The following is a 17,638-nucleotide window of genomic DNA, read 5'->3' as shown; positions in this document are numbered from 1 at the left end:
CCGAGATTGAAGCCGTCGTCTGACCTCAACGGGGAAAGGGGACCGCACACCTCAAGCGCAATTGCGCAACAACGTCGATGAACCCTTTCTTGCGGGGGTACAGTGCCTTCACGTCCACCGGAACACGGCGTCGAAAGAACCAGACGTTGCTACGCTTCTGCAGGTACTTCGAATTTACGTGGATCGCCGTGCCAATGGTCGTAAAATGGCGCATGTGTCACCCTCTGTGTCACCTTACAGCGGGCTTCCTAAGCCTGAGCACCTTCAAACCAAGGGCTTTTTGCTACAAGCTTGACGCAGCGCTGAGGGCTCAGTGCGTGAACGGCGCGTCCGCGCCCCAGACCTGCTCGACCCGCGCATCCCGGCCACAACCCTCGCGGTAGCGCTTGTAGGCGACCTTCTTCGGCACGGCGAGTCCGACGGAGGAGAAGGCCAGACGGTCGTCGGATTTGTAGTAGTCCTGATGGTAGTCGCCCACCGGATAGAACTCGCCCGCCTCGAGAATCGGCGTGACGATCTCCTGGCCGAGCTCGGCCTCCGCGTCGGCGATCGCGGCCTCCGCGGCCGCGCGCTGCTCCGGGCCGTCGACGAAGATCGCGGTCGTGTATTCGCGGCCGCGGTCGCAGAACTGCCCGCCGTCGTCGAGCGGATCGACGGAGCGAAGGAACAGGTCGAGGATCTCGCGGTATCCGATCACCGACTCGTCGAAGGGGATCTGTACGGCTTCGATATGGTCGCCGGACCCGCCATATTCGGGATCGGACGTCGTGCCGCCGGTGAAGCCCGAGATCACGTCGCCCACGCCCGCGACGGATTCGAAATCCGCCTCGACGCACCAGAAGCAGCCCCCGGCGACGGTGGCGGTTTCCGCCAGTGGCGCGGTGGCGGGAAGGAGGGCGAAGGCGGCGGTGGCGAGAATGCGGACGGGGGTCATGGTGTCTCCTGCGGTCGATGAAGTTCGTCCCTTCAACGCGATGCGCGCCAATGACGTTTCATCGCGCCCGCGTGAGCGCGGCGGCCCTCAGCGAAGCCAGCGGAAGATCAGCGGCGCGCAGGTGATGACGATCACGATGCGGGTGACGTGGTGCATGACCACATAGGCTACGTCCGCCCCAGCAACGATCGCCATTAGCGCCATCTCGGCCTGACCGCCGGGGGAGAAGGCGAGGATGGCATCAAGCTGCGGTGCGAGGCCGAGGAGCACGACGGCCTCCGCGAAGATGGCGGCGATGATCGTCAGCAGGACGCCGTGGCCGAGTCCTGCCACGAGGAAGCGGCGCACTTCGCGCAGGGTTATACCGGAGTATTTTACGCCCACGACTATGCCGATGAAGAACTGCGCCGCCTGGATCGCCTCTGCCGGCGGGCGTTGGTGAATGAAGCCCGAAAGCGACAGCGCGGCGGTCAGGATCATCGGACCGAGGATCGAGGCGCCGAAGAGGCCGACCCGTTTGGCCACGCGCCAGCCGACGAGGCCCGCCGCGGCCATGACCGCGAGCTCTGCTGCGGAGAAATCGCGTGCGGGCTGGCCGGGCACCTGCGTCAGGTCCACCGCGTAGGCCAAGGTCAGGATCGTCGGCACGATCGACACGATCAGGAGGACACGCGTCGCATGCAGGAGCGACAGGGCGCGGGCGTCGCCCCCCGCCTCCTCCCCGAAGAGGAGCATGTCCTGCAGCCCGCCCGGCATCGCGGCGTAGAAGGCGGTCGCCCGATCGAAGCCGCAGACGCGGCGCAGGTAGGGATAGCCCGCGAACCCCGCCGCCAGCAGGAAGAGGGGCGCGAGCGTCAGTGACAGGGCCATCGAGGGAAGCTGTCCGACCAGCGCCGGCGTGAACGATGCGCCGACCGCGACGCCCAGGATCGTGCGCATCGTGTCGGTGAGCGGTGCCCAGGCCGCGAGTCTGACGCCGAGGAGCGCGGCGGCCAGCGATGCGAAAAGCGGCCCGAGAAGGAACGGCAGGGGCAGCGACAGGAGACGGAACACGACCACCCCGAAGACGCAGACGGCGAACGTGGTTGCCATGCGGGCCAGTGATGTTCGGCTTGCGGGCCAAGACGCCATCGATGCGGGACACTCCGTCGGATCTCGCCCGATGTGTCAGGGGCGGGCGGGCGTGTCCATGCGATCCGGTCGTTTTGCAGACGACGCGTCTTGACGGGAACCCGTTCCGGGGTGCTACGTTAACCATTAGTGGAACCGGAAACAGCGTGTCTGCCGACGACGGCTGGCGCGCGTCTATTTTTGACTGGGAGACCGAGTTCCATGACTTACGGAAAATTTGCAACGGCCACGGCCGCCGCGCTCATGGCGACCGCCGGGGCGGCGTCCGCGGCGCATCTGAGCTATTACCGCGCCGATCTGATGCCGTTGAACGATAGCGGTGTCACGGGAACCGCATTCCTGCAGTTCGAGAAGGCCGATGCCGGCGGCGGCACGCTCAGCGTGGACGTGCAGGCACAGGGGCAGACGGAAGGTCTGAACCGCCTCGTGGACGGCATGCACCCGATGCACATCCACGGCTTCCCGGACACCGATCCGATGGACGGCGACTTCTCTGTCCAGGACAGCGTCCCGCCGGTTCCGGCCAACGGGTTCGATCCGAACGTGGCCGATGACGTCTCCGACGGCGACGGATTCACCGAACTGACCGAGGGCGTTCCGTTCTACGGGGCGATCCTGCAGACCTTCGAGGGCCTTTCGGCCGCGGATGGAATCATCGACTACCAGATGTCCTTCGACATCGCGGCAGGCTCGGATCTGGACGATGCCATCTATTCGCTCGACACCCGCGAGACCGTCCTGCACGGACTTTTCACCAACTACGCCGTCGAGGGGAATCTCGGCTTCCCGGGCGGGGACGTGGATATCAACACGCTGCTCGACGAGCCGGTCTACAATGCCCTGCTGCCCATTGCGACCGCTGCCTTCGTCGCGACGGACTCGGACTACAACGTCGGTCCGGCACCGGCCCCGGTGCCGCTTCCCGCCGGCATCTTCCTGATGGGTGCCGCGCTGGGATCGCTCGGCGTGGCCCGCAAGCTGAAGAAGCGCGCCTGATCCGCACGGATCGGAGCGATGAACGGGGCGCCTTCGGGCGCCCCGTCTGCGTTCAGCCCGTCCGCCGGTTACGGTTCGCCACCAGCTTCAGGCGCAGCGCGTTCAGGTGGATGAAGCCCTTCGCGTCGCGCTGATCGTAGGCGCCGGCATCCTCCTCGAAGGTCACGTGCGCCTCCGAGTAGAGCGAATGGTCGGACCAGCGGGCGACGGTACGCGCGGACCCCTTGTAGAGCTTGACGCGGACCGTGCCGGAGACGTGCCCCTGCGACTTGTCGATCGCCGCCTGCAGCATCTCGCGCTCGGGCGAGAACCAGAACCCGTTGTAGATGAGCTCCGCATAGCGCGGCATCAGCGAGTCCTTCAGGTGGCCGGACCCGCTGTCGAGGGTGATCTGCTCGATCCCGCGATGCGCCTCCAGAAGTATCGTGCCGCCCGGCGTCTCGTAGATGCCCCGGGACTTCATGCCGACGAAGCGGTTCTCCACGAGGTCGAGGATGCCGACGCCGTGGCGGCCGCCCAGCTCGTTGAGCTTCGTCAGGATCGTGGCGGGCGACATCGCCTCGCCGTCGATGGCCACGGCATCGCCGCGCTCGAAGGTGATCTCGACATGTTCGGGCGTATCGGGTGCATCCTCGGGGCGGGTGATCCGCTGCAGCACGTAGTCCGGCGCTTCCTCGGCGGGGTCCTCGAGCACCTTCCCCTCGGACGAGGTATGCAACAGGTTCGCGTCCACGCTGAACGGCGCCTCGCCGCGCTTGTCCTTGGCGATGGGAATCTGGTTCTTCTCGGCGAAGTCCAGAAGTTTCGTGCGCGACGACAGGTCCCAGAGCCGCCAGGGCGCGATCACCCTGATGTCGGGGTTGAGCGCGTAGGCGGCGAGCTCGAAGCGCACCTGATCGTTACCCTTGCCGGTCGCGCCATGGGCCACGGCGTCGGCGCCCTCCTCGGCGGCGATCTCGACGAGACGCTTGGAGATGAGCGGCCGGGCGATCGAGGTGCCCAGCAGGTAGAGCCCCTCGTAGAGCGCGTTGGCGCGGAACATCGGGAACACGAAGTCGCGAACGAACTCCTCGCGCAGATCCTCGATGTGGATAGAGGTCGCGCCCATCATCTCGGCCTTCTTGCGCGCCGGCTCCAACTCCTCGCCCTGGCCCAGATCGGCGGTGAAGGTCACGACCTCGCATCGGTACTCGGTCTGAAGCCACTTCAGGATGATCGAGGTGTCCAGCCCGCCGGAATAGGCGAGCACCACTTTCTTGGGCGCGTCCATCTGTCTCTCCGATATGTCGCCGGTGCCCTAGGCCATCGCCCCCCGCCTCGCAAGCCGCGCGCCCGCGTTGACCGGGTGGCGCGCGGGCGCGTAGGAGAGCCGGAACCTGCGGAGGGCGAGATGCTGAGCTGGAAGATCTTCATGCGTGCGGTCCGCGTGATCCTCGACGACATCGGGGCCGCGCTGCGGGTCACGGCGTTGCCCTACGCGATCCTCGTCGTAGCGTCGGTCTGGTTCATTTCCGCCTACGGGCAGCACAGCCTGACCGAGCTGGAACTGACCGCCATGGGCGAGGGCGACGCGGCGCCGATCCTGCCCGACGGGTTCCTTGCCGCGAGCCTCGCCGTCGTGCTGTTGCAAGCCGCCATCTCGATCTGGATCGCGGTGGCGTGGCACCGTCGGGTCCTGTTGCAGGAGAGCGCCGAAGGCGTCGTGCCGCCGGTCCACGGGGGGCAGATGCTAGGCTATCTCGGCCGTTCGATCCTGATCGGCCTGATCGTGGCAGCGGTCTCCGTCGCGATCCTGGTCGCGCTCGCGCCGATCGTGCCGGTTCTGGCATCGCCGGCCGTCTTCATCGTCGCGGTCATCATCTTCTACCGGCTCGGTCTGATCTTGCCGGCCGGTGCGATCGGCAAGCCGATCACGGTCGGAGAGGCGTGGACCGCGACGAAGGGCCAGTCCGCGACCGTCGTCCTGCTGGCGTTGCTCACCTTCGCCGTCTCCCTGCTCCTGCAGGTCCCGGCGCTGATCGACGCGTCGATCAGCGGCCCACCGGTCGCGACGGACGGTACGCTGGCGACGCCGGGACCGATCTCGGTGACCTACAACCTCGTCGTGGGCTGGATGCTGCTGCTTCTGGGCGTCAGCATCCTGTCGGTCCTCTACGGCCATTTCGTCGAACGGCGCCCGCTTGACTGATTTCGCGCAGGCCGCCGAAGCCGCGACGGCGGCGATGCGCGACGTCTTTCCGGAGACGCCGCTGTCGCACAACGACTGGCTGTCGGACCGGTTCGGCGCCGACATCTGGCTCAAGCGCGAGGACCTGTCGCCCGTCCGCTCCTACAAGCTGCGCGGCGCGTTCAACGCGATGCGCAAGATGGATGGTTCCCGGGTCGCCTGCGCCAGCGCCGGCAACCACGCGCAGGGCGTTGCTTGGATGTGCCGGCACCTGGGCGTCGATGGCGTGATCTTCATGCCGGTGACGACGCCGGGACAGAAGATCGCCAAGACGCGAATCTTCGGGGGCGAACGGGTGGAGATCCGTCTGACCGGGGATTTCTTCGATGCCACGCTCCGCGCCGCGCAGGATTTCTGCGCCGAGACCGGGGCGCAGTTCCTGTCGCCCTTCGACGATGCCGACGTGATCGAGGGACAGGCCTCCGTCGCGGTCGAGATGCTGACGCAGATGCCGGTGCCACCGGACCTCGTCGTCCTGCCGGTGGGGGGCGGCGGCCTGTCGGCCGGGATGCTGGGCTATTTCCGTGCCAAGGGCGTCGTTCCCGAGATCCGCTATGTCGAGCCGGCGGGCGGCGCCTCGCTCTCGGCGGCGCTGGCGGCCGGCCGGCCGGTGACGCTCGAGACGCTCGACAGCTTCGTGGATGGTGCCGCGGTGGCACGGATCGGCGACCGGACCTTCGAAATCCTGCGCCAGGTGCCGCCGCAGCACGTCCTGCGCGTGCCCGAGAACCGGATCTGCGTCACCATTCAGGAGATGCTCAACACCGAGGGCATCGTCCTCGAACCGGCCGGCGCCCTTTCGATCGACGCGCTGCGCGATCTCGGGCCGGAAATTGCGGGCCGCCGGGTCGTCTGCGTGACCTCGGGGGGGAACTTCGACTTCGAGCGTCTGCCGGACGTCAAGGAACGAGCGCTGCGTCATTCCGGGCTGAAGAAGTACTACGTGCTCCGGATGCCGCAACGTCCCGGTGCGCTGCGCGAGTTTCTCGACGTCCTCGGACCCTCCGACGACATCGCGCGGTTCGAATATCTCAAGAAATCCGCCCGGAACTTCGGCAGCGTCCTGATCGGGATCGAGAGCGCCGATCCCGGGGCGTTCGAAGGGCTCGAGAGGCGAATGGACGGAATGGGGTTTGCCTGGCGCGACCTGACCGACGATCCGGTTCTGGGCGAACTGGTGATCTGAGAGATCAGGCGACCGGACTCTGCGAGGCGAGCGCGACCCTGGTTCTCTCCAGCATCTCGGTCAGGGTCGCTCCGTCCGCGGCCTGACCGATCTCGCGCATCCGGCCGGTCATTTCCGCGAACCCGACCAGCCCGAGATTGAGAGCCCCGCTGCGCAGGAAGTGGAGTGCCGGTGGAAGCTCGTCGGGCTGAAGCCCACTCTCGATGCGGCGGATCATCGCCGCCGCCTCTTCGAAATACGTGGCAAGGATCGAGACGAGATCCTCTGCCCCGACCTCGCTCTCGAGCTCCACGATGCGGTCCTGATCGATCATGACCGGGACCTAGGCCGCAGATCGTAAACAGAACATTAAGACTTGGGCGATCTTCATTGCCGTTGCCCTTCCGTGGACAAAGCGGCGTTTCATCGGTCTTTAACTTCGGGCGGTCAGGATGTTGGCACCACGGGACATGACGCCGATGACCAAGAATGATCAATCAGTGCTGCCGCGGGTCAGCGAACGCCTGCGGGCGCTCGTCGTCGACGATTCCGCCTCGCAGCGCAAGCTTCTCGTCTCGCTGCTCGAGGCCATGGATATTGAGGTCCTGACCGCGTCGAACGCGGCCGAAGGCCTCTTCCTGTGCATGACGGAAGACCCGCCGATCCAGCTCGTCCTGTCCGACTGGCAGATGCCGGAGATGGATGGGCCGGAACTCTGCCGGACGCTTCGCGACCTGGCAGAGCAGACCTATACCTATCTCATCCTGATGACCTCGGAGACCGATCGCGCCAAGAAGACGTCCGGCCTCGAGGCCGGGGCGGACGATTTCGTGACCCGACCGATCGACATCGCCGAGCTTCGTGCGCGGATCAATACCGGACGACGCCTGCTCGAGATGCAGGAGAAGCTCCTGCTTCGGAACCACGAGGTTCGCTCCGCGCTCGACGAACTCACGGCCATGCACGATGCGGTCAACCGGGATCTGGCCGAGGCGCGCAAGCTGCAGAGAGCGTTTCTGCCGAAGCCGACGCACCGGTTCTGCGGGTCGGAATTGTCGCTCCGCCTCGTGACATCGGGCCAGATCGGTGGCGATCTCGTCGGCTACTTCCCGATTTCCGCCACCTGCATCGCGCTCTATTCGATCGACGTCTCCGGCCACGGCATCGCCTCCGCCCTCCTCACGGGGCGGCTCGCAGGCCTCTTCACCTACACGTCCCGGCGCGGCAACATCGCCTTCGCCAGCGATGGAAGCGCGCACAGCCCCGACGAGGTGATGCGCCGGCTCAACGACGTCATGCTCAACGAGCTGGCCTCGGAGATCTATTTTACCGCCGTCCTCGCCTATGTCGACACGGAGACGGGCGAGGTCGAGTTCTGTCAGGCCGGGCATCCCCACCCTCTCGTCCGTCGCGCCGACGGTCGCGTGGATCGGCTGGGGGAGGGTGGCCCCCCCGTGGGGCTCCTGCCGGACGTGAGCTTCGACCGCGTCACGGCGCGGCTTGCCCCCGGGGACGCGCTGCTGGCCTATTCCGACGGATTGACGGATTGTACCGATAGTTGGGGCGGCATGCTCGAGGAGGAGGGGTTGATGCAGCTTCTGGCCGGTATCGATGTCGCGCCGGAGGCTGCGGTGGACCGGATCGAGGCCGCATTGCGCGACCATACCGGGATCAAGCAGTTCGAGGACGACATCTCGATGCTGATGTTCCGCTACCATCGTCCGAAGGCAGCTGGCGCCGTAGCCTGACGGGGTCGGTCGAGCCACCGTGCCAGCGCCCGGCGCCCGCCTTCCTGCGCGATCCTCTCGCGCGCTGCCGCAACCGGAAGCCACAGCGCGTGGTGTCCGGTCTCGCGGGCCGGGCCGAGCCGGAGGCCGGGCCGCGCGAGATAGACGTGGCAGAGCTTCTCGGCGTGGCGCTCGTAATCCGGCATCCAGGTGAATTCCCGCCAGGCGGTCAGCCGTCGCAGGATGGTCGCGCTGTATCCCGTCTCCTCCAGGATCTCGCGCAGGAGCGCCGGCCGGGCCGACTCGCCGGGGTCGATGCCGCCGCCGGGAAGCTGGACCTCTTCCCCCTCGCGGGTTTCCTGCACCGTCAGCAGGATACGATCGTCGCGGATCAGGAGGGCATAGGCGCCGGGCCGGGCCCGATAGACCGTGCCGCGCCGCGGTGGCGTTCCGTAGCGGGGTATCATGGGGTTTATCCTCGGCTGCCGAACCCTATATCTGCGGCGTGATGCCAGCCCCGCCCACGAGTTTGAAGCGGGGCGATGCGAAGGACACCCGCCATGAACGAGACCCTCCCCCGCCTCTGGGACGACACCGTATTGCCCTTTCAGCTCGACGCGAGCGACATTCGCGGCCGGGTGGCACGTCTCGACAACGCCTTGGCCGAGGTGCTGTCTCAGCACGACTACCCGCCGGCCATCGAGGCGCTTGTGGCCGAGATGTCGCTGCTGACCGCGCTGATCGGGCAGACGATCAAGCTCCGCTGGAAGCTGTCGCTACAGGTCCGCGGCGACGGGCCGGCACGGCTTCTGGCGACCGATTATTACGGCCCGACCGAGGACGGCCAGCCGGCGCGCATCCGCGCCTGGGCCAGCTTCGACCGCGATCGGCAGGACGAGCTCGGGCCGGAGGTCCGGCCGTTCGACCTCGTGGGCCAGGGCTACTTCGCGATCCTGATCGACCAGGGGCGCGGAATGACGCCCTATCAGGGGATCACGCCCCTCGCGGGCGGCAGCCTCGCCGCCTGCGCGGAGACGTATTTCGCGCAGTCCGAGCAGATTCCGACCCGGTTCGCGCTGGCCTACGGCCGCTCGCAGGTCCCCGGCGCGCCAGAGGGTTGGCGTGCGGGCGGCGTGATGCTGCAGCACATGCCGAAGGCTTCGCCCTTCGCGACAGGCGGCGGGTCGGGCGAGGGCGGGCTGCTCACCGCCTCCGACATCCTCGACGACGATGCCGAGGAGAACTGGAACCGCGCCAATATCCTCCTCGACACGACGGAAGAGCTGGAGTTGATCGGGCCGACGGTCGCGCCGACGGACCTGCTCCTGCGCCTGTTCCACGAGGAGGGACCGCGCGTCTTCGACCCGCAGCCGGTGCGCTTCGGCTGCACCTGCTCGGCCGACAAGGTGCGCCAGTCGCTGTCGATCTATTCCCAGAAGGACATCGGTCACATGACGACCGAGGACGGGCAGGTGACGGCGGATTGCCAGTTCTGCGGCGCCCATTACGAGTTCGACCCCGCGACGCTGGGATTCGAGGCCACGAAGGATGCGGATTGAGGCCATTGCCGCCGCTCTGGCGCGCCCGGGCGGCAGCGACTCGTCCGATTTCGACCTGAACCCGGATGTCGTCCTGCCGGGCCGCCGTATCTTGCGCGATGCGGCAGTTCTCGTGCCGCTGATGGACGGGCCGAACGGGACGCGCGTGCTTCTGACCAAGCGCAGCTCGAAGCTGCGTCACCATCCCGGCCAGGTCGCCTTTCCCGGCGGCAAGCTCGAGGCGGGGGAAACGCCCGAGATGGCGGCCCTGCGCGAAGCGGGCGAGGAGGTCGGCTTGCCGGGCGGCACGGCGCGCGTCCTGGGCCGGCTACCCTCGCACGAGACGGTGACCGGCTTCACCGTCACCCCCGTCGTGGCGACGGTCCCCGCCTTCGACTGGGTGCCGGAGCCGGGCGAGGTGGACGAGGTCTTCACCGTGCCGCTCGCCCATGTGCTCGACCCGGCGAACTACACGATCGAGCGGCGGCAATGGCGCGGGACGTGGCGGCGCTACTACGCGGTGCCCTACGGGCCCTATTACATCTGGGGCGCTACGGCCCGGATGCTCAGGGGACTGGCGGAGCGGACGGAATGCACATCGACGGCGACTGGCTGAACGCGGCGCCCACGCAGGTGGTGTTCGCGATGCTGACCGGGGCCGGCCACCGAGCTCTGGCCGTGGGCGGCTGCGTGCGCAACGCCGCTCTCGGCGCGCCGGTCGCGGATGTCGACCTCGCCACGGATGCCCGGCCCGAGCGGGTGATGGCGCTGGCCGAGGCGGCCGGGCTGAAGGCCGTCCCCACCGGCATCGACCACGGCACGATCACCGTCGTCGCGGACGGCATCCCGCACGAGGTCACGACCTTCCGCCGCGACGTCGCCACCGACGGGCGGCACGCCACGGTCGCCTTTTCGGACGACGTGACCGAGGACGCGGCGCGGCGCGACTTCACGATGAACGCGCTCTACGCCGAGGCGGACGGGACGGTGATCGACCCTCTGGGCGGCCTGCCCGACCTGCATGCCCGACGGCTGCGCTTCATCGGCGATCCCTCCGCGCGCATTGCGGAGGATTACCTCCGCATCCTGCGCTTCTTCCGGTTCACCGCGTGGTACGGCGATCCGGATCACGGGATCGACGCCGACGGGCTCGCTGCCTGCGCGGCGGCGGGCGACGGGCTCGACCGGCTCAGCGCCGAGCGGATCGGCCACGAGATGCGCCGTCTCCTCGCCGCCGCCGACCCCGCCCCGTCCGTCGCCGCGATGGCGCAGGCGGGGCTTCTCTGGCGCGTCCTGCCGGGGTCGGAGCCGGCGGCGCTGCCGGTGCTCGTCCATCTGGAGCCGCGGCCTTCGGAATGGACCGTGCGGCTTGCGGCGCTGGGCGGAGATACGGCCCGCCTGCGGTTGTCGAACGCGGAGGCCCGCACCGTCGTCGCCCTGTTGGAGGCCGCGCGGGGGGAGGCGTCCGCCTTCGCGCTCGGCGACGCGCTGGGGGCGGTCCGTGCCCGCGACGCGCTCGCCATCCGCGCGGCGCTGGTGGCCCGACCCCTCGACCCCGCCGAGATGGCGGCGGCCGAGGCCGGGGCCGACGCGACCTTCCCGCTCTCTGCCGCCGACCTGATGCCGGAACTCTCCGGCCGGGCGCTGGGCGACGGATTGGCGCAGGCCCGCGCGCTCTGGCGGGCGCGGGCGGGCGAGGTGTCGCGCGCGGCCTTACGGGACACGGCCCTGCGCGCCGCGCGGGACTGACGCGCAGGCCCGGCCTTGCGCCGGCCTCCGGATGGCAATTCCGGGCGGGGGCGTTATATGCGGGGCAAGCCCGAAAGGCCCCCGATGTTCCGCTTCTTCGAATCCCGCGTCGACCCCTATGCACCGCATCAGGGGGACGAGACCCCGCCCGCCCGGCTCTGGCCGTTCCTGAAATCATGGACGCAGCCGTTCCACCGCCTCTTCGCCGTCACCGCCCTGATCTCCGTTGCGGTCGCCGCGGTGGAGATCGGGCTGATCGCCTATATGGGACGGATCGTCGACATCCTGTCGGACACGACGCCGGCCGAACTCGCCCGCGACCACGGGCTCGAGCTAATCCTCGTGGCCGTGTTCATCCTGGTGATCCGTCCGGCGATCCAGACGCTCGACGTGATGCTCTTGAACAACGCCATCCTGCCACAGATGGGCGCGATGTTCCGCTGGCGCGCGCACAACCAGGTGCTGGGCCAGTCCGTCGGCTGGTTCGAGAACGACTTCGCCGGCCGCGTCGCCAACCGGATCATGCAGACGCCCACGGCCGCGGGCGACGCCATCTTCCAGGTCTTCGACGCGATCACGTTCGCCGTCGCCTATCTGGTCGGCGCGGCGGTCCTGCTGTTCGACGCCGATGCCCGGTTGCTGATCCCGATGCTGGTCTGGATCGTGCTCTACGGGGGGCTCGTGCGCTGGACGATGCGGCGGATCGGGCCGGCCTCCAAGGCTTCCTCGGACGCGCGGTCGATGACGACGGGACGCGTGGTCGATGCCTATACCAACGTCCACTCGGTCAAGCTCTTCGCGCATGAGGGGCAGGAGCTGACCTACGCGCGCGAGGCGATCGAGACGACGCGGAGCACCTTCGCCACCGAGATGCGGCTCTTCACGATCATGGACGTGGCGCTCGTTGTCCTGAACGGGCTGCTGATCGTGGGCGTGGTCGGCTGGGCGGTGCTCCTGTGGATGCAGGGGCAGACGACGGTCGGCGTGGTCGCGGCGGCGACGGCGCTGGTGCTGCGTCTGAACGCGATGACCGGCTGGATCATGTGGGCGCTGTCGACGTTCTTCCGCTCCCTCGGCATCGTGGCCGAGGGGCTCGAGACCATCGCCCAGCCGATCTGCCTGACCGACGCGCCGGATGCCGTGCCGCTGCGCCTGACGCAGGGCAAGATCGCCTTCGACGACGTGACGCACCATTACGGCGGGGCCAAGGGCGGGATCACCGACCTGACGCTGCATGTCCGCGCGGGCGAGAAGGTTGGCGTGGTCGGCCGCTCGGGCGCGGGCAAGTCCACGCTGGTGAAGCTGCTCCTGCGGTTCTACGACCCGGAGCGGGGCCGCATCACGCTCGACGGGCAGGATGTAACGCAGGTGACGCAGCAGAGCCTGCGGCACGCGATCGGCATGGTGCAGCAGGACAGCTCGCTCCTGCACCGCTCGGTGATGGAGAACATCCGCTACGGCCGGATCGACGCCACCGACACGGAGGTCTACGCCGCCGCGAAGAAGGCGCAGGCGCATGACTTCATCCTCGACCTTGCCGATCCGGAGGGCAATTCCGGCTACGACGCGCAGGTGGGCGAGCGGGGCGTCAAGTTGTCCGGTGGCCAGCGGCAGCGCGTGGCGCTGGCCCGTGTGATCCTGAAGGACGCGCCGGTGCTGGTGCTCGACGAGGCGACAAGCGCGCTCGACAGCGAGATCGAGGCGGCGATTCAGGACACGCTCTACGGGATGATGGAGGGCAAGACGGTCATCGCCATCGCGCACCGCCTCTCCACCATCGCCGCGATGGACCGGATCGTGGTCGTCGACGACGGCCGCATCGTCGAGGAGGGCACGCACGAGGCGCTGCTCGGGCAGGGCGGCCTCTACGCCAAGTTCTGGGCGCGGCAGTCGGGCGGCTTCATCGACACCCGTGCGCAGGAGGCGGCGGAATGAGCATTGGCGACACCTTCGGCCGCACGATCCAGCTCTTCCTCGTGGACGGAAAGCCGAGCGGCCTGCGCAAGGCGACGATCCACGGATGGACCGGCCTGCTCTTCGTCAGCGGCGCCTCGGCCTTCGGCACCCTGACCGCGCGCGACGAGGTCGACCGGACGGGCGTCTACATCCTCTCCGGTCCCGACCCCGAGGCACCCGGCGGCACCCGCGCCTATATCGGGTCAGGCAATTCCGTGTCCGAACGGATCAGGCAGAGTGCCGTGAAGCGCGACTTCTGGGAAACCGCCATCGCGGTCACGACGAGCGACGACGACCTGTCGAAGGGCCATGCCGAATACCTCGAGGCGCAACTGATCCGGCTCACCGCAGAGGCCGGCCGCGTGACGCTCGACAACGCCACGCAGCCCGACAGCCAGCGCCGCCGCCTGCCCGAGGCCGACGTGGCCAACATGGAGCAGTTCCTCGCGAACCTGCGGATCATCCTGCCGGTGATCGGGCTCGACATGCTCAAGCCGCAGCCGAAGGCGGTCGCGAAGGTCGCGGAGCCGGTCGAGGAGCGGACGAGCGGTGAAGTGCAGTTCGAGATCCGGCACAAGAGCGGGGTTCAGGCGACCGCGGTCGAGGAGGACGGGGAGTTCGTCGTACTCGAGGGGTCAGAGGCATTGATGGATACCGGTTACAGCCAAGATCCGGCGGCAAAAGCTACGAAGGAAAGGCTCATAGCCAACGGTACTCTGATTTATCCGGATGATTCACGCGGCAAGAGGCTGGTATTCGCTCGACCTTGGTCTTCAACAAGCCCTTCGGCATCTGCTGCGGTTGTCTTAGACCGACACAGCAATGGTCGCCTTGAATGGAAGGTCAAAGGATCGGCTCAGACTTATCACGACTGGCAGCAGGCGCAGGCGGAGAAACAGGAGGCGGCGGAATGAGCGCGTTTCGCTATCTGTCGCAGTTAATCGCGCCCTTCGCGCGCGCCGATGGCCCGCCGCCCGACACGCTCGGCGCGTTCATGCGCTGGACGCTTTCGGGGGCGTGGCCCGTCCTCGGCGTGGCCTTCGCGGCGAGCGCGGCCTCGGGCATCACCGAGGTCATCACCGCGTTCCTGCTCGGCGCCGTGATCGACAGCGTCGTCGGCGGCAGCGAGGGCTACTTCACGCAGAACGCGCTTCTGCTCGGAACCTTCGTCGCCTTCTACCTGATCCTGCGGCCGCTGATCTTCGGCGTCTCGGCCTCGTTCAACGGCATCTCGGTCCAGCCCTCCGTCTACCCGCTGGTCCAGTCCCGCCTGCACCGCTGGACGATGGGGCAGGCGGTCACGTTCTTCGACAACGATTTCGCCGGCCGCATCGCCACGAAGCAGATGCAGACCGCGCGCGCCATGACCTCGGTCACGTCCGAGACGATCAACGTCGTGGCCTTCGCGGCCTCCTCGCTGATCGGCTCGGCGGTGCTCCTCGTCGCCATCGACTGGCGCGTGGCGCTCGCGCTGACGCTGTGGATGGCGGGCTACGCCTTCCTGATCCGGGCCTTCATGCCGCAGATCCGCGTGCGCTCGAAGGCCCGCGCCGCGGCGCGGGCGATGGTGACGGGGCAGGTCGTGGACACGATCACCAACATCAAGACCGTCAAGCTCTTCGGTCACGGCGAGCACGAGGACCGCAACGCGCTCGAGGCGATGTCGACCTTCCGCGACCGGGCGATCGACTTCGGCTACGTCTCCGCCACGTTCCGCTTCGCGCTGATGGCGGTGGCCGGCCTGCTGCCGGTGATGCTGATCGGCGGCACGATCCTGCTCTGGCAGGCCGGCGCCGCCACGCCGGGCGCGATCGCCGCGGCCGGCGCCATCGCCATCCGCATCGCCCAGATGACCGGCTGGGTCAGCTTCTCGCTGATGGAGATGTACGCCAATGTGGGCGAGATCGAGGACGGGATGCTCACCCTCACCCCGCGCTGGACGCTGACCGATGCCGACGACGCGGTGGAGGTGGACCGGGCCGAAGGGCGCGTCGCGCTGGAGGACGTGACCTTCACCTACGGGCGGAAGGAAGGCGGCATCCGGAACCTGACGTTGACGCTGGAGCGGGGCGAGAAGCTGGGCGTGGTCGGCGCGTCGGGGGCGGGCAAGTCCACGCTCGTGGCGCTGATCCTGCGGCTCTACGATCCCGAAGGCGGGCGCATCACGCTCGACGGGCACGACATCCGCGACATCAGCCAGGACAGCCTGCGGCGCCAGATCGGGATGGTCACGCAGGAGACGGCGATGTTCAACCGCTCCGCCCGCGACAACATCCTCTACGGCCGCCCCGACGCCACGCAGGCGGAAGTCGAGGACGCGGCCCGCAGGGCGGAGGCGCACGACTTCATCCTCGGGCTGCGCGACCACAAGGGGAACCGCGGCTACGAGGCCTTCCTGGGCGAGCGTGGCGTCAAGCTCTCGGGCGGCCAGCGGCAGCGCATCGCGCTGGCCCGCGCCATCCTGAAGGACGCGCCCGTCCTCGTGCTCGACGAGGCGACGAGCGCGCTCGATTCCGAGGTCGAGGCCGCGATCCAGTCGGCGCTCGAGCGGGTGATGGAGGGCAAGACCGTCATCGCGATCGCCCACCGCCTCTCGACCATCGCCCGGATGGACCGGATCGTGGTGATGGAGGACGGCCGCATCGTCGAGCAGGGCACCCATTCCGAACTTCTGACGATGCAGGGCACCTACGCGCGCTACTGGGAGCGGCAATCCGGCGGGTTCATCGGCACCGACGACGCGGAGAGCGACGTCGCGGCGGAGTGAGGGGCGTCTGGGGAGACTTGTCGACGTCACGAACGTGTTCCGCCGGGGCGCGGCTCCGGATCATACCCGACCCGCCCCCGGACGGATGCGATGCACCCACCTCGCGCCGGGCGCGATCCTCCGACGTGGTGCCCGGACCGGATCAGGCGACGAAGACTATCATCGGATGCCGGGACCGTTTCCCGTTCGACCACCGGACAGATACTGAAGCCGCATGACCGACCTCACCATCACCCGCCTCGGCCATCAGGGCGACGGCATCGCCACGACCGAAGCCGGCCCGGTCTTCGCCCCACGCACATTGCCCGGCGAGACCGTGACCGGGGCGCGGACGGGGGACCGCATCCCCGCGCCGAAGATCGTGACGCCCTCGCCCGACCGCGTCGCCCCGCCCTGCCGGCATTTCCGGCGCTGCGGCGGTTGCGCGTTGCAGCACGCGTCCGACGGCTTCGTCGCCGACTGGAAGGCCGCGCTCGTGCGTGACAACCTTGCCCGCGCGGGGATCGATGCGGAGATCGCGGGCGTCGCGACATCGCCGCCGAACGCCCGCCGTCGGGCCGCGCTGGCGGGGCGCAAGACGAAGAAGGGCGCGGAGGTCGGTTTCCACGTCCCCGCCGGGCACGAGATCGTGGCGATCCCGGACTGCAAGCTCCTGCACCCCCGTATCCTCGCCGCGCTGCCCGCGCTCGAGCGGATCACCCGCATCGCCGCGGCACGGGGGGCGGAGGTCACGCTGCACGTGACCGAAGGGCCGGACGGGCTCGACCTCGCCATCGACGGGGCCAAACCCTTCGACCGGGACGCGATGCTGGCATTGGCGCCGCTGGGTCAGGGCTTCGCGCGGACTACCTGGAACGGCGAGCTCGCGCTTCAGCAGATGCCGCCCGCGCAGGTCATGGGCCGCGCCCGCGTCGTCCCGCCGCCGGGCGCCTTCCTGCAGGCCACGGCCGAGGGGGAGGCGGCGCTGGTCGCGCATGTGCTCGGGACGGTGCAGGGCGCGGCGCGCGTGGCGGACCTCTTCGCCGGCTGCGGCACCTTCACCTTTCCCGCCGCCGAGACCGCGTCCGTCGATGCCTTCGAGGGCGAGGCGGATCTCGTCGCGGCGCTCTCGGACGCGGCTCGACACGCAAGCGGGCTGAAGCCCGTCTCCGCGCGGCGCCGCGACCTGTTCCGCGACCCGCTGACGGCGGAGGAACTGGCCGCCTACGATACCGCGATCATCGACCCGCCCCGCGCGGGCGCGGCGGCGCAGGTGGCGGAGCTCGCCCGGGCCGACCTGCGCACCATCGCCTTCGTGAGCTGTCATCCCGGCACCTTCGCCCGCGATGCCGCCACGCTGGTCGCGGCGGGCTGGCGCATGGGTCCGGTCGCGGTGGTGGACCAGTTCCGCTGGTCGCCGCATGTCGAGCTCGTCACCCGGTTCGCGCGAATTGATCAAGCGAGTTGAT

Annotated in this window: 17 protein-coding genes; 11 read left to right on the top strand and 6 right to left on the bottom strand. The window is 68.5% G+C overall.

Going from position 1 to position 17,638, the window contains the following annotated elements; all coding sequences use genetic code 11:
* Window positions 1-25 precede the first annotated feature (25 nt).
* The 3 genes from Q1A87_RS24195 to Q1A87_RS13615 form a co-directional block, all read right to left on the bottom strand.
* Entirely contained in the window at window positions 26-214 is a 189-nt protein-coding gene (locus Q1A87_RS24195) for a DUF6538 domain-containing protein (RefSeq protein ID WP_363323001.1), read from the bottom strand.
* A gap of 96 nt (window positions 215-310) precedes the next feature.
* Window positions 311-934, bottom strand: a complete 624-nt coding sequence (gene msrA / locus Q1A87_RS13620; protein WP_299652237.1) for a peptide-methionine (S)-S-oxide reductase MsrA — start codon at window positions 932-934, stop codon at window positions 311-313.
* An 87-nt stretch (window positions 935-1,021) separates the two neighbouring features.
* Window positions 1,022-2,026 (bottom strand): AbrB family transcriptional regulator, encoded by a 1,005-nt coding sequence (locus tag Q1A87_RS13615; protein WP_299652235.1) that lies wholly within the window; start codon window positions 2,024-2,026, stop codon window positions 1,022-1,024.
* A 240-nt stretch (window positions 2,027-2,266) separates the two neighbouring features.
* Here Q1A87_RS13615 and Q1A87_RS13610 point away from each other — a divergent pair, with 240 nt between their 5' ends.
* Window positions 2,267-3,061 carry a VPLPA-CTERM sorting domain-containing protein gene (locus Q1A87_RS13610; protein ID WP_299652233.1) on the top strand — a complete coding sequence of 265 codons (795 nt, stop codon included), beginning with the start codon at window positions 2,267-2,269 and terminating at the stop codon, window positions 3,059-3,061.
* Between the two features lie 52 nt (window positions 3,062-3,113).
* Here the strand turns inward: Q1A87_RS13610 and Q1A87_RS13605 are convergent, their stop codons facing one another.
* Window positions 3,114-4,331, bottom strand: a complete 1,218-nt coding sequence (locus Q1A87_RS13605; RefSeq protein ID WP_299652231.1) for an argininosuccinate synthase — start codon at window positions 4,329-4,331, stop codon at window positions 3,114-3,116.
* Between the two features lie 120 nt (window positions 4,332-4,451).
* On the opposite strand from Q1A87_RS13605, the gene Q1A87_RS13600 reads away from it, so the two are divergent.
* Window positions 4,452-5,249, top strand: coding sequence for a hypothetical protein (locus Q1A87_RS13600; protein ID WP_299652229.1), 798 nt, complete (start codon window positions 4,452-4,454; stop codon window positions 5,247-5,249).
* Window positions 5,242-6,474, top strand: coding sequence for a threonine ammonia-lyase IlvA (gene ilvA, locus Q1A87_RS13595; protein ID WP_299652227.1), 1,233 nt, complete (start codon window positions 5,242-5,244; stop codon window positions 6,472-6,474). The genes Q1A87_RS13600 and ilvA overlap by 8 nt, the downstream gene beginning before the upstream one ends.
* Before the next feature lie 4 nt (window positions 6,475-6,478).
* Here the strand turns inward: ilvA and Q1A87_RS13590 are convergent, their stop codons facing one another.
* A complete protein-coding gene (locus Q1A87_RS13590; protein WP_299652225.1) occupies window positions 6,479-6,787 on the bottom strand; it encodes a hypothetical protein in 309 nt (102 codons plus the stop codon).
* A gap of 145 nt (window positions 6,788-6,932) precedes the next feature.
* On the opposite strand from Q1A87_RS13590, the gene Q1A87_RS13585 reads away from it, so the two are divergent.
* Window positions 6,933-8,201, top strand: coding sequence for a fused response regulator/phosphatase (locus Q1A87_RS13585; RefSeq protein ID WP_299652223.1), 1,269 nt, complete (start codon window positions 6,933-6,935; stop codon window positions 8,199-8,201).
* On the opposite strand, the gene Q1A87_RS13580 is transcribed toward Q1A87_RS13585, so the two are convergent.
* A complete protein-coding gene (locus Q1A87_RS13580) occupies window positions 8,165-8,647 on the bottom strand; it encodes an NUDIX hydrolase (protein WP_299652222.1) in 483 nt (160 codons plus the stop codon). The two genes, Q1A87_RS13585 and Q1A87_RS13580, sit on opposite strands and share 37 nt — an antisense overlap.
* 93 nt (window positions 8,648-8,740) lie before the next feature.
* Between Q1A87_RS13580 and Q1A87_RS13575 the strand changes: the two genes are divergently transcribed.
* The 7 genes from Q1A87_RS13575 (at window position 8,741) to Q1A87_RS13545 (ending at window position 17,637) form a co-directional block, all read left to right on the top strand.
* Complete coding sequence (locus Q1A87_RS13575; protein WP_299652221.1) at window positions 8,741-9,739, top strand: Hsp33 family molecular chaperone HslO; 999 nt, start codon at window positions 8,741-8,743, stop codon at window positions 9,737-9,739.
* Window positions 9,729-10,334, top strand: coding sequence for a CoA pyrophosphatase (locus Q1A87_RS13570; protein ID WP_299652220.1), 606 nt, complete (start codon window positions 9,729-9,731; stop codon window positions 10,332-10,334). Before Q1A87_RS13575 ends, Q1A87_RS13570 begins: the two co-directional genes overlap by 11 nt.
* Entirely contained in the window at window positions 10,310-11,467 is a 1,158-nt protein-coding gene (locus Q1A87_RS13565; protein ID WP_299652219.1) for a CCA tRNA nucleotidyltransferase, read from the top strand. The genes Q1A87_RS13570 and Q1A87_RS13565 overlap by 25 nt, the downstream gene beginning before the upstream one ends.
* Before the next feature lie 84 nt (window positions 11,468-11,551).
* Entirely contained in the window at window positions 11,552-13,402 is a 1,851-nt protein-coding gene (locus Q1A87_RS13560; RefSeq protein WP_299652218.1) for an ABC transporter ATP-binding protein, read from the top strand.
* Window positions 13,399-14,337 carry a GIY-YIG nuclease family protein gene (locus tag Q1A87_RS13555; protein WP_299652217.1) on the top strand — a complete coding sequence of 313 codons (939 nt, stop codon included), beginning with the start codon at window positions 13,399-13,401 and terminating at the stop codon, window positions 14,335-14,337. The genes Q1A87_RS13560 and Q1A87_RS13555 overlap by 4 nt, the downstream gene beginning before the upstream one ends.
* Complete coding sequence (locus tag Q1A87_RS13550) at window positions 14,334-16,190, top strand: ABC transporter ATP-binding protein (RefSeq protein WP_299652215.1); 1,857 nt, start codon at window positions 14,334-14,336, stop codon at window positions 16,188-16,190. The genes Q1A87_RS13555 and Q1A87_RS13550 overlap by 4 nt, the downstream gene beginning before the upstream one ends.
* 214 nt (window positions 16,191-16,404) lie before the next feature.
* Complete coding sequence (locus Q1A87_RS13545) at window positions 16,405-17,637, top strand: class I SAM-dependent RNA methyltransferase (protein ID WP_299652213.1); 1,233 nt, start codon at window positions 16,405-16,407, stop codon at window positions 17,635-17,637.
* The last annotated feature ends 1 nt before the right edge of the window (window position 17,638 follow it).

The organism is uncultured Jannaschia sp. (genome assembly GCF_947494055.1).
In the GTDB taxonomy this organism is placed as follows: domain Bacteria; phylum Pseudomonadota; class Alphaproteobacteria; order Rhodobacterales; family Rhodobacteraceae; genus Jannaschia.
Note: the sequence above shows the minus strand (reverse complement) of the source record. Positions and strands in the feature narration are given on the sequence as shown.

Bases quoted from the DNA above. Each gene is read 5' to 3' on its own strand.
- Q1A87_RS13575 (WP_299652221.1), top strand. From the start codon at position 8,741: ATGAACGAGACCCTCCCCCGCCTCTGGGACGACACCGTATTGCCCTTT.
- Q1A87_RS13560 (WP_299652218.1), top strand. From the start codon at position 11,552: ATGTTCCGCTTCTTCGAATCCCGCGTCGACCCCTATGCACCGCATCAG.
- Q1A87_RS13580 (WP_299652222.1), bottom strand. From the start codon at position 8,647: ATGATACCCCGCTACGGAACGCCACCGCGGCGCGGCACGGTCTATCGG.
- Q1A87_RS13545 (WP_299652213.1), top strand. From the start codon at position 16,405: ATGACCGACCTCACCATCACCCGCCTCGGCCATCAGGGCGACGGCATC.
- Q1A87_RS13610 (WP_299652233.1), top strand. From the start codon at position 2,267: ATGACTTACGGAAAATTTGCAACGGCCACGGCCGCCGCGCTCATGGCG.
- Q1A87_RS13565 (WP_299652219.1), top strand. From the start codon at position 10,310: ATGCACATCGACGGCGACTGGCTGAACGCGGCGCCCACGCAGGTGGTG.
- msrA (WP_299652237.1), bottom strand. From the start codon at position 934: ATGACCCCCGTCCGCATTCTCGCCACCGCCGCCTTCGCCCTCCTTCCC.
- Q1A87_RS13585 (WP_299652223.1), top strand. From the start codon at position 6,933: ATGACCAAGAATGATCAATCAGTGCTGCCGCGGGTCAGCGAACGCCTG.
- Q1A87_RS13605 (WP_299652231.1), bottom strand. From the start codon at position 4,331: ATGGACGCGCCCAAGAAAGTGGTGCTCGCCTATTCCGGCGGGCTGGAC.
- Q1A87_RS13550 (WP_299652215.1), top strand. From the start codon at position 14,334: ATGAGCGCGTTTCGCTATCTGTCGCAGTTAATCGCGCCCTTCGCGCGC.
- Q1A87_RS24195 (WP_363323001.1), bottom strand. From the start codon at position 214: ATGCGCCATTTTACGACCATTGGCACGGCGATCCACGTAAATTCGAAG.
- Q1A87_RS13615 (WP_299652235.1), bottom strand. From the start codon at position 2,026: ATGGCAACCACGTTCGCCGTCTGCGTCTTCGGGGTGGTCGTGTTCCGT.
- Q1A87_RS13555 (WP_299652217.1), top strand. From the start codon at position 13,399: ATGAGCATTGGCGACACCTTCGGCCGCACGATCCAGCTCTTCCTCGTG.
- Q1A87_RS13570 (WP_299652220.1), top strand. From the start codon at position 9,729: ATGCGGATTGAGGCCATTGCCGCCGCTCTGGCGCGCCCGGGCGGCAGC.
- Q1A87_RS13590 (WP_299652225.1), bottom strand. From the start codon at position 6,787: ATGATCGATCAGGACCGCATCGTGGAGCTCGAGAGCGAGGTCGGGGCA.
- Q1A87_RS13600 (WP_299652229.1), top strand. From the start codon at position 4,452: ATGCTGAGCTGGAAGATCTTCATGCGTGCGGTCCGCGTGATCCTCGAC.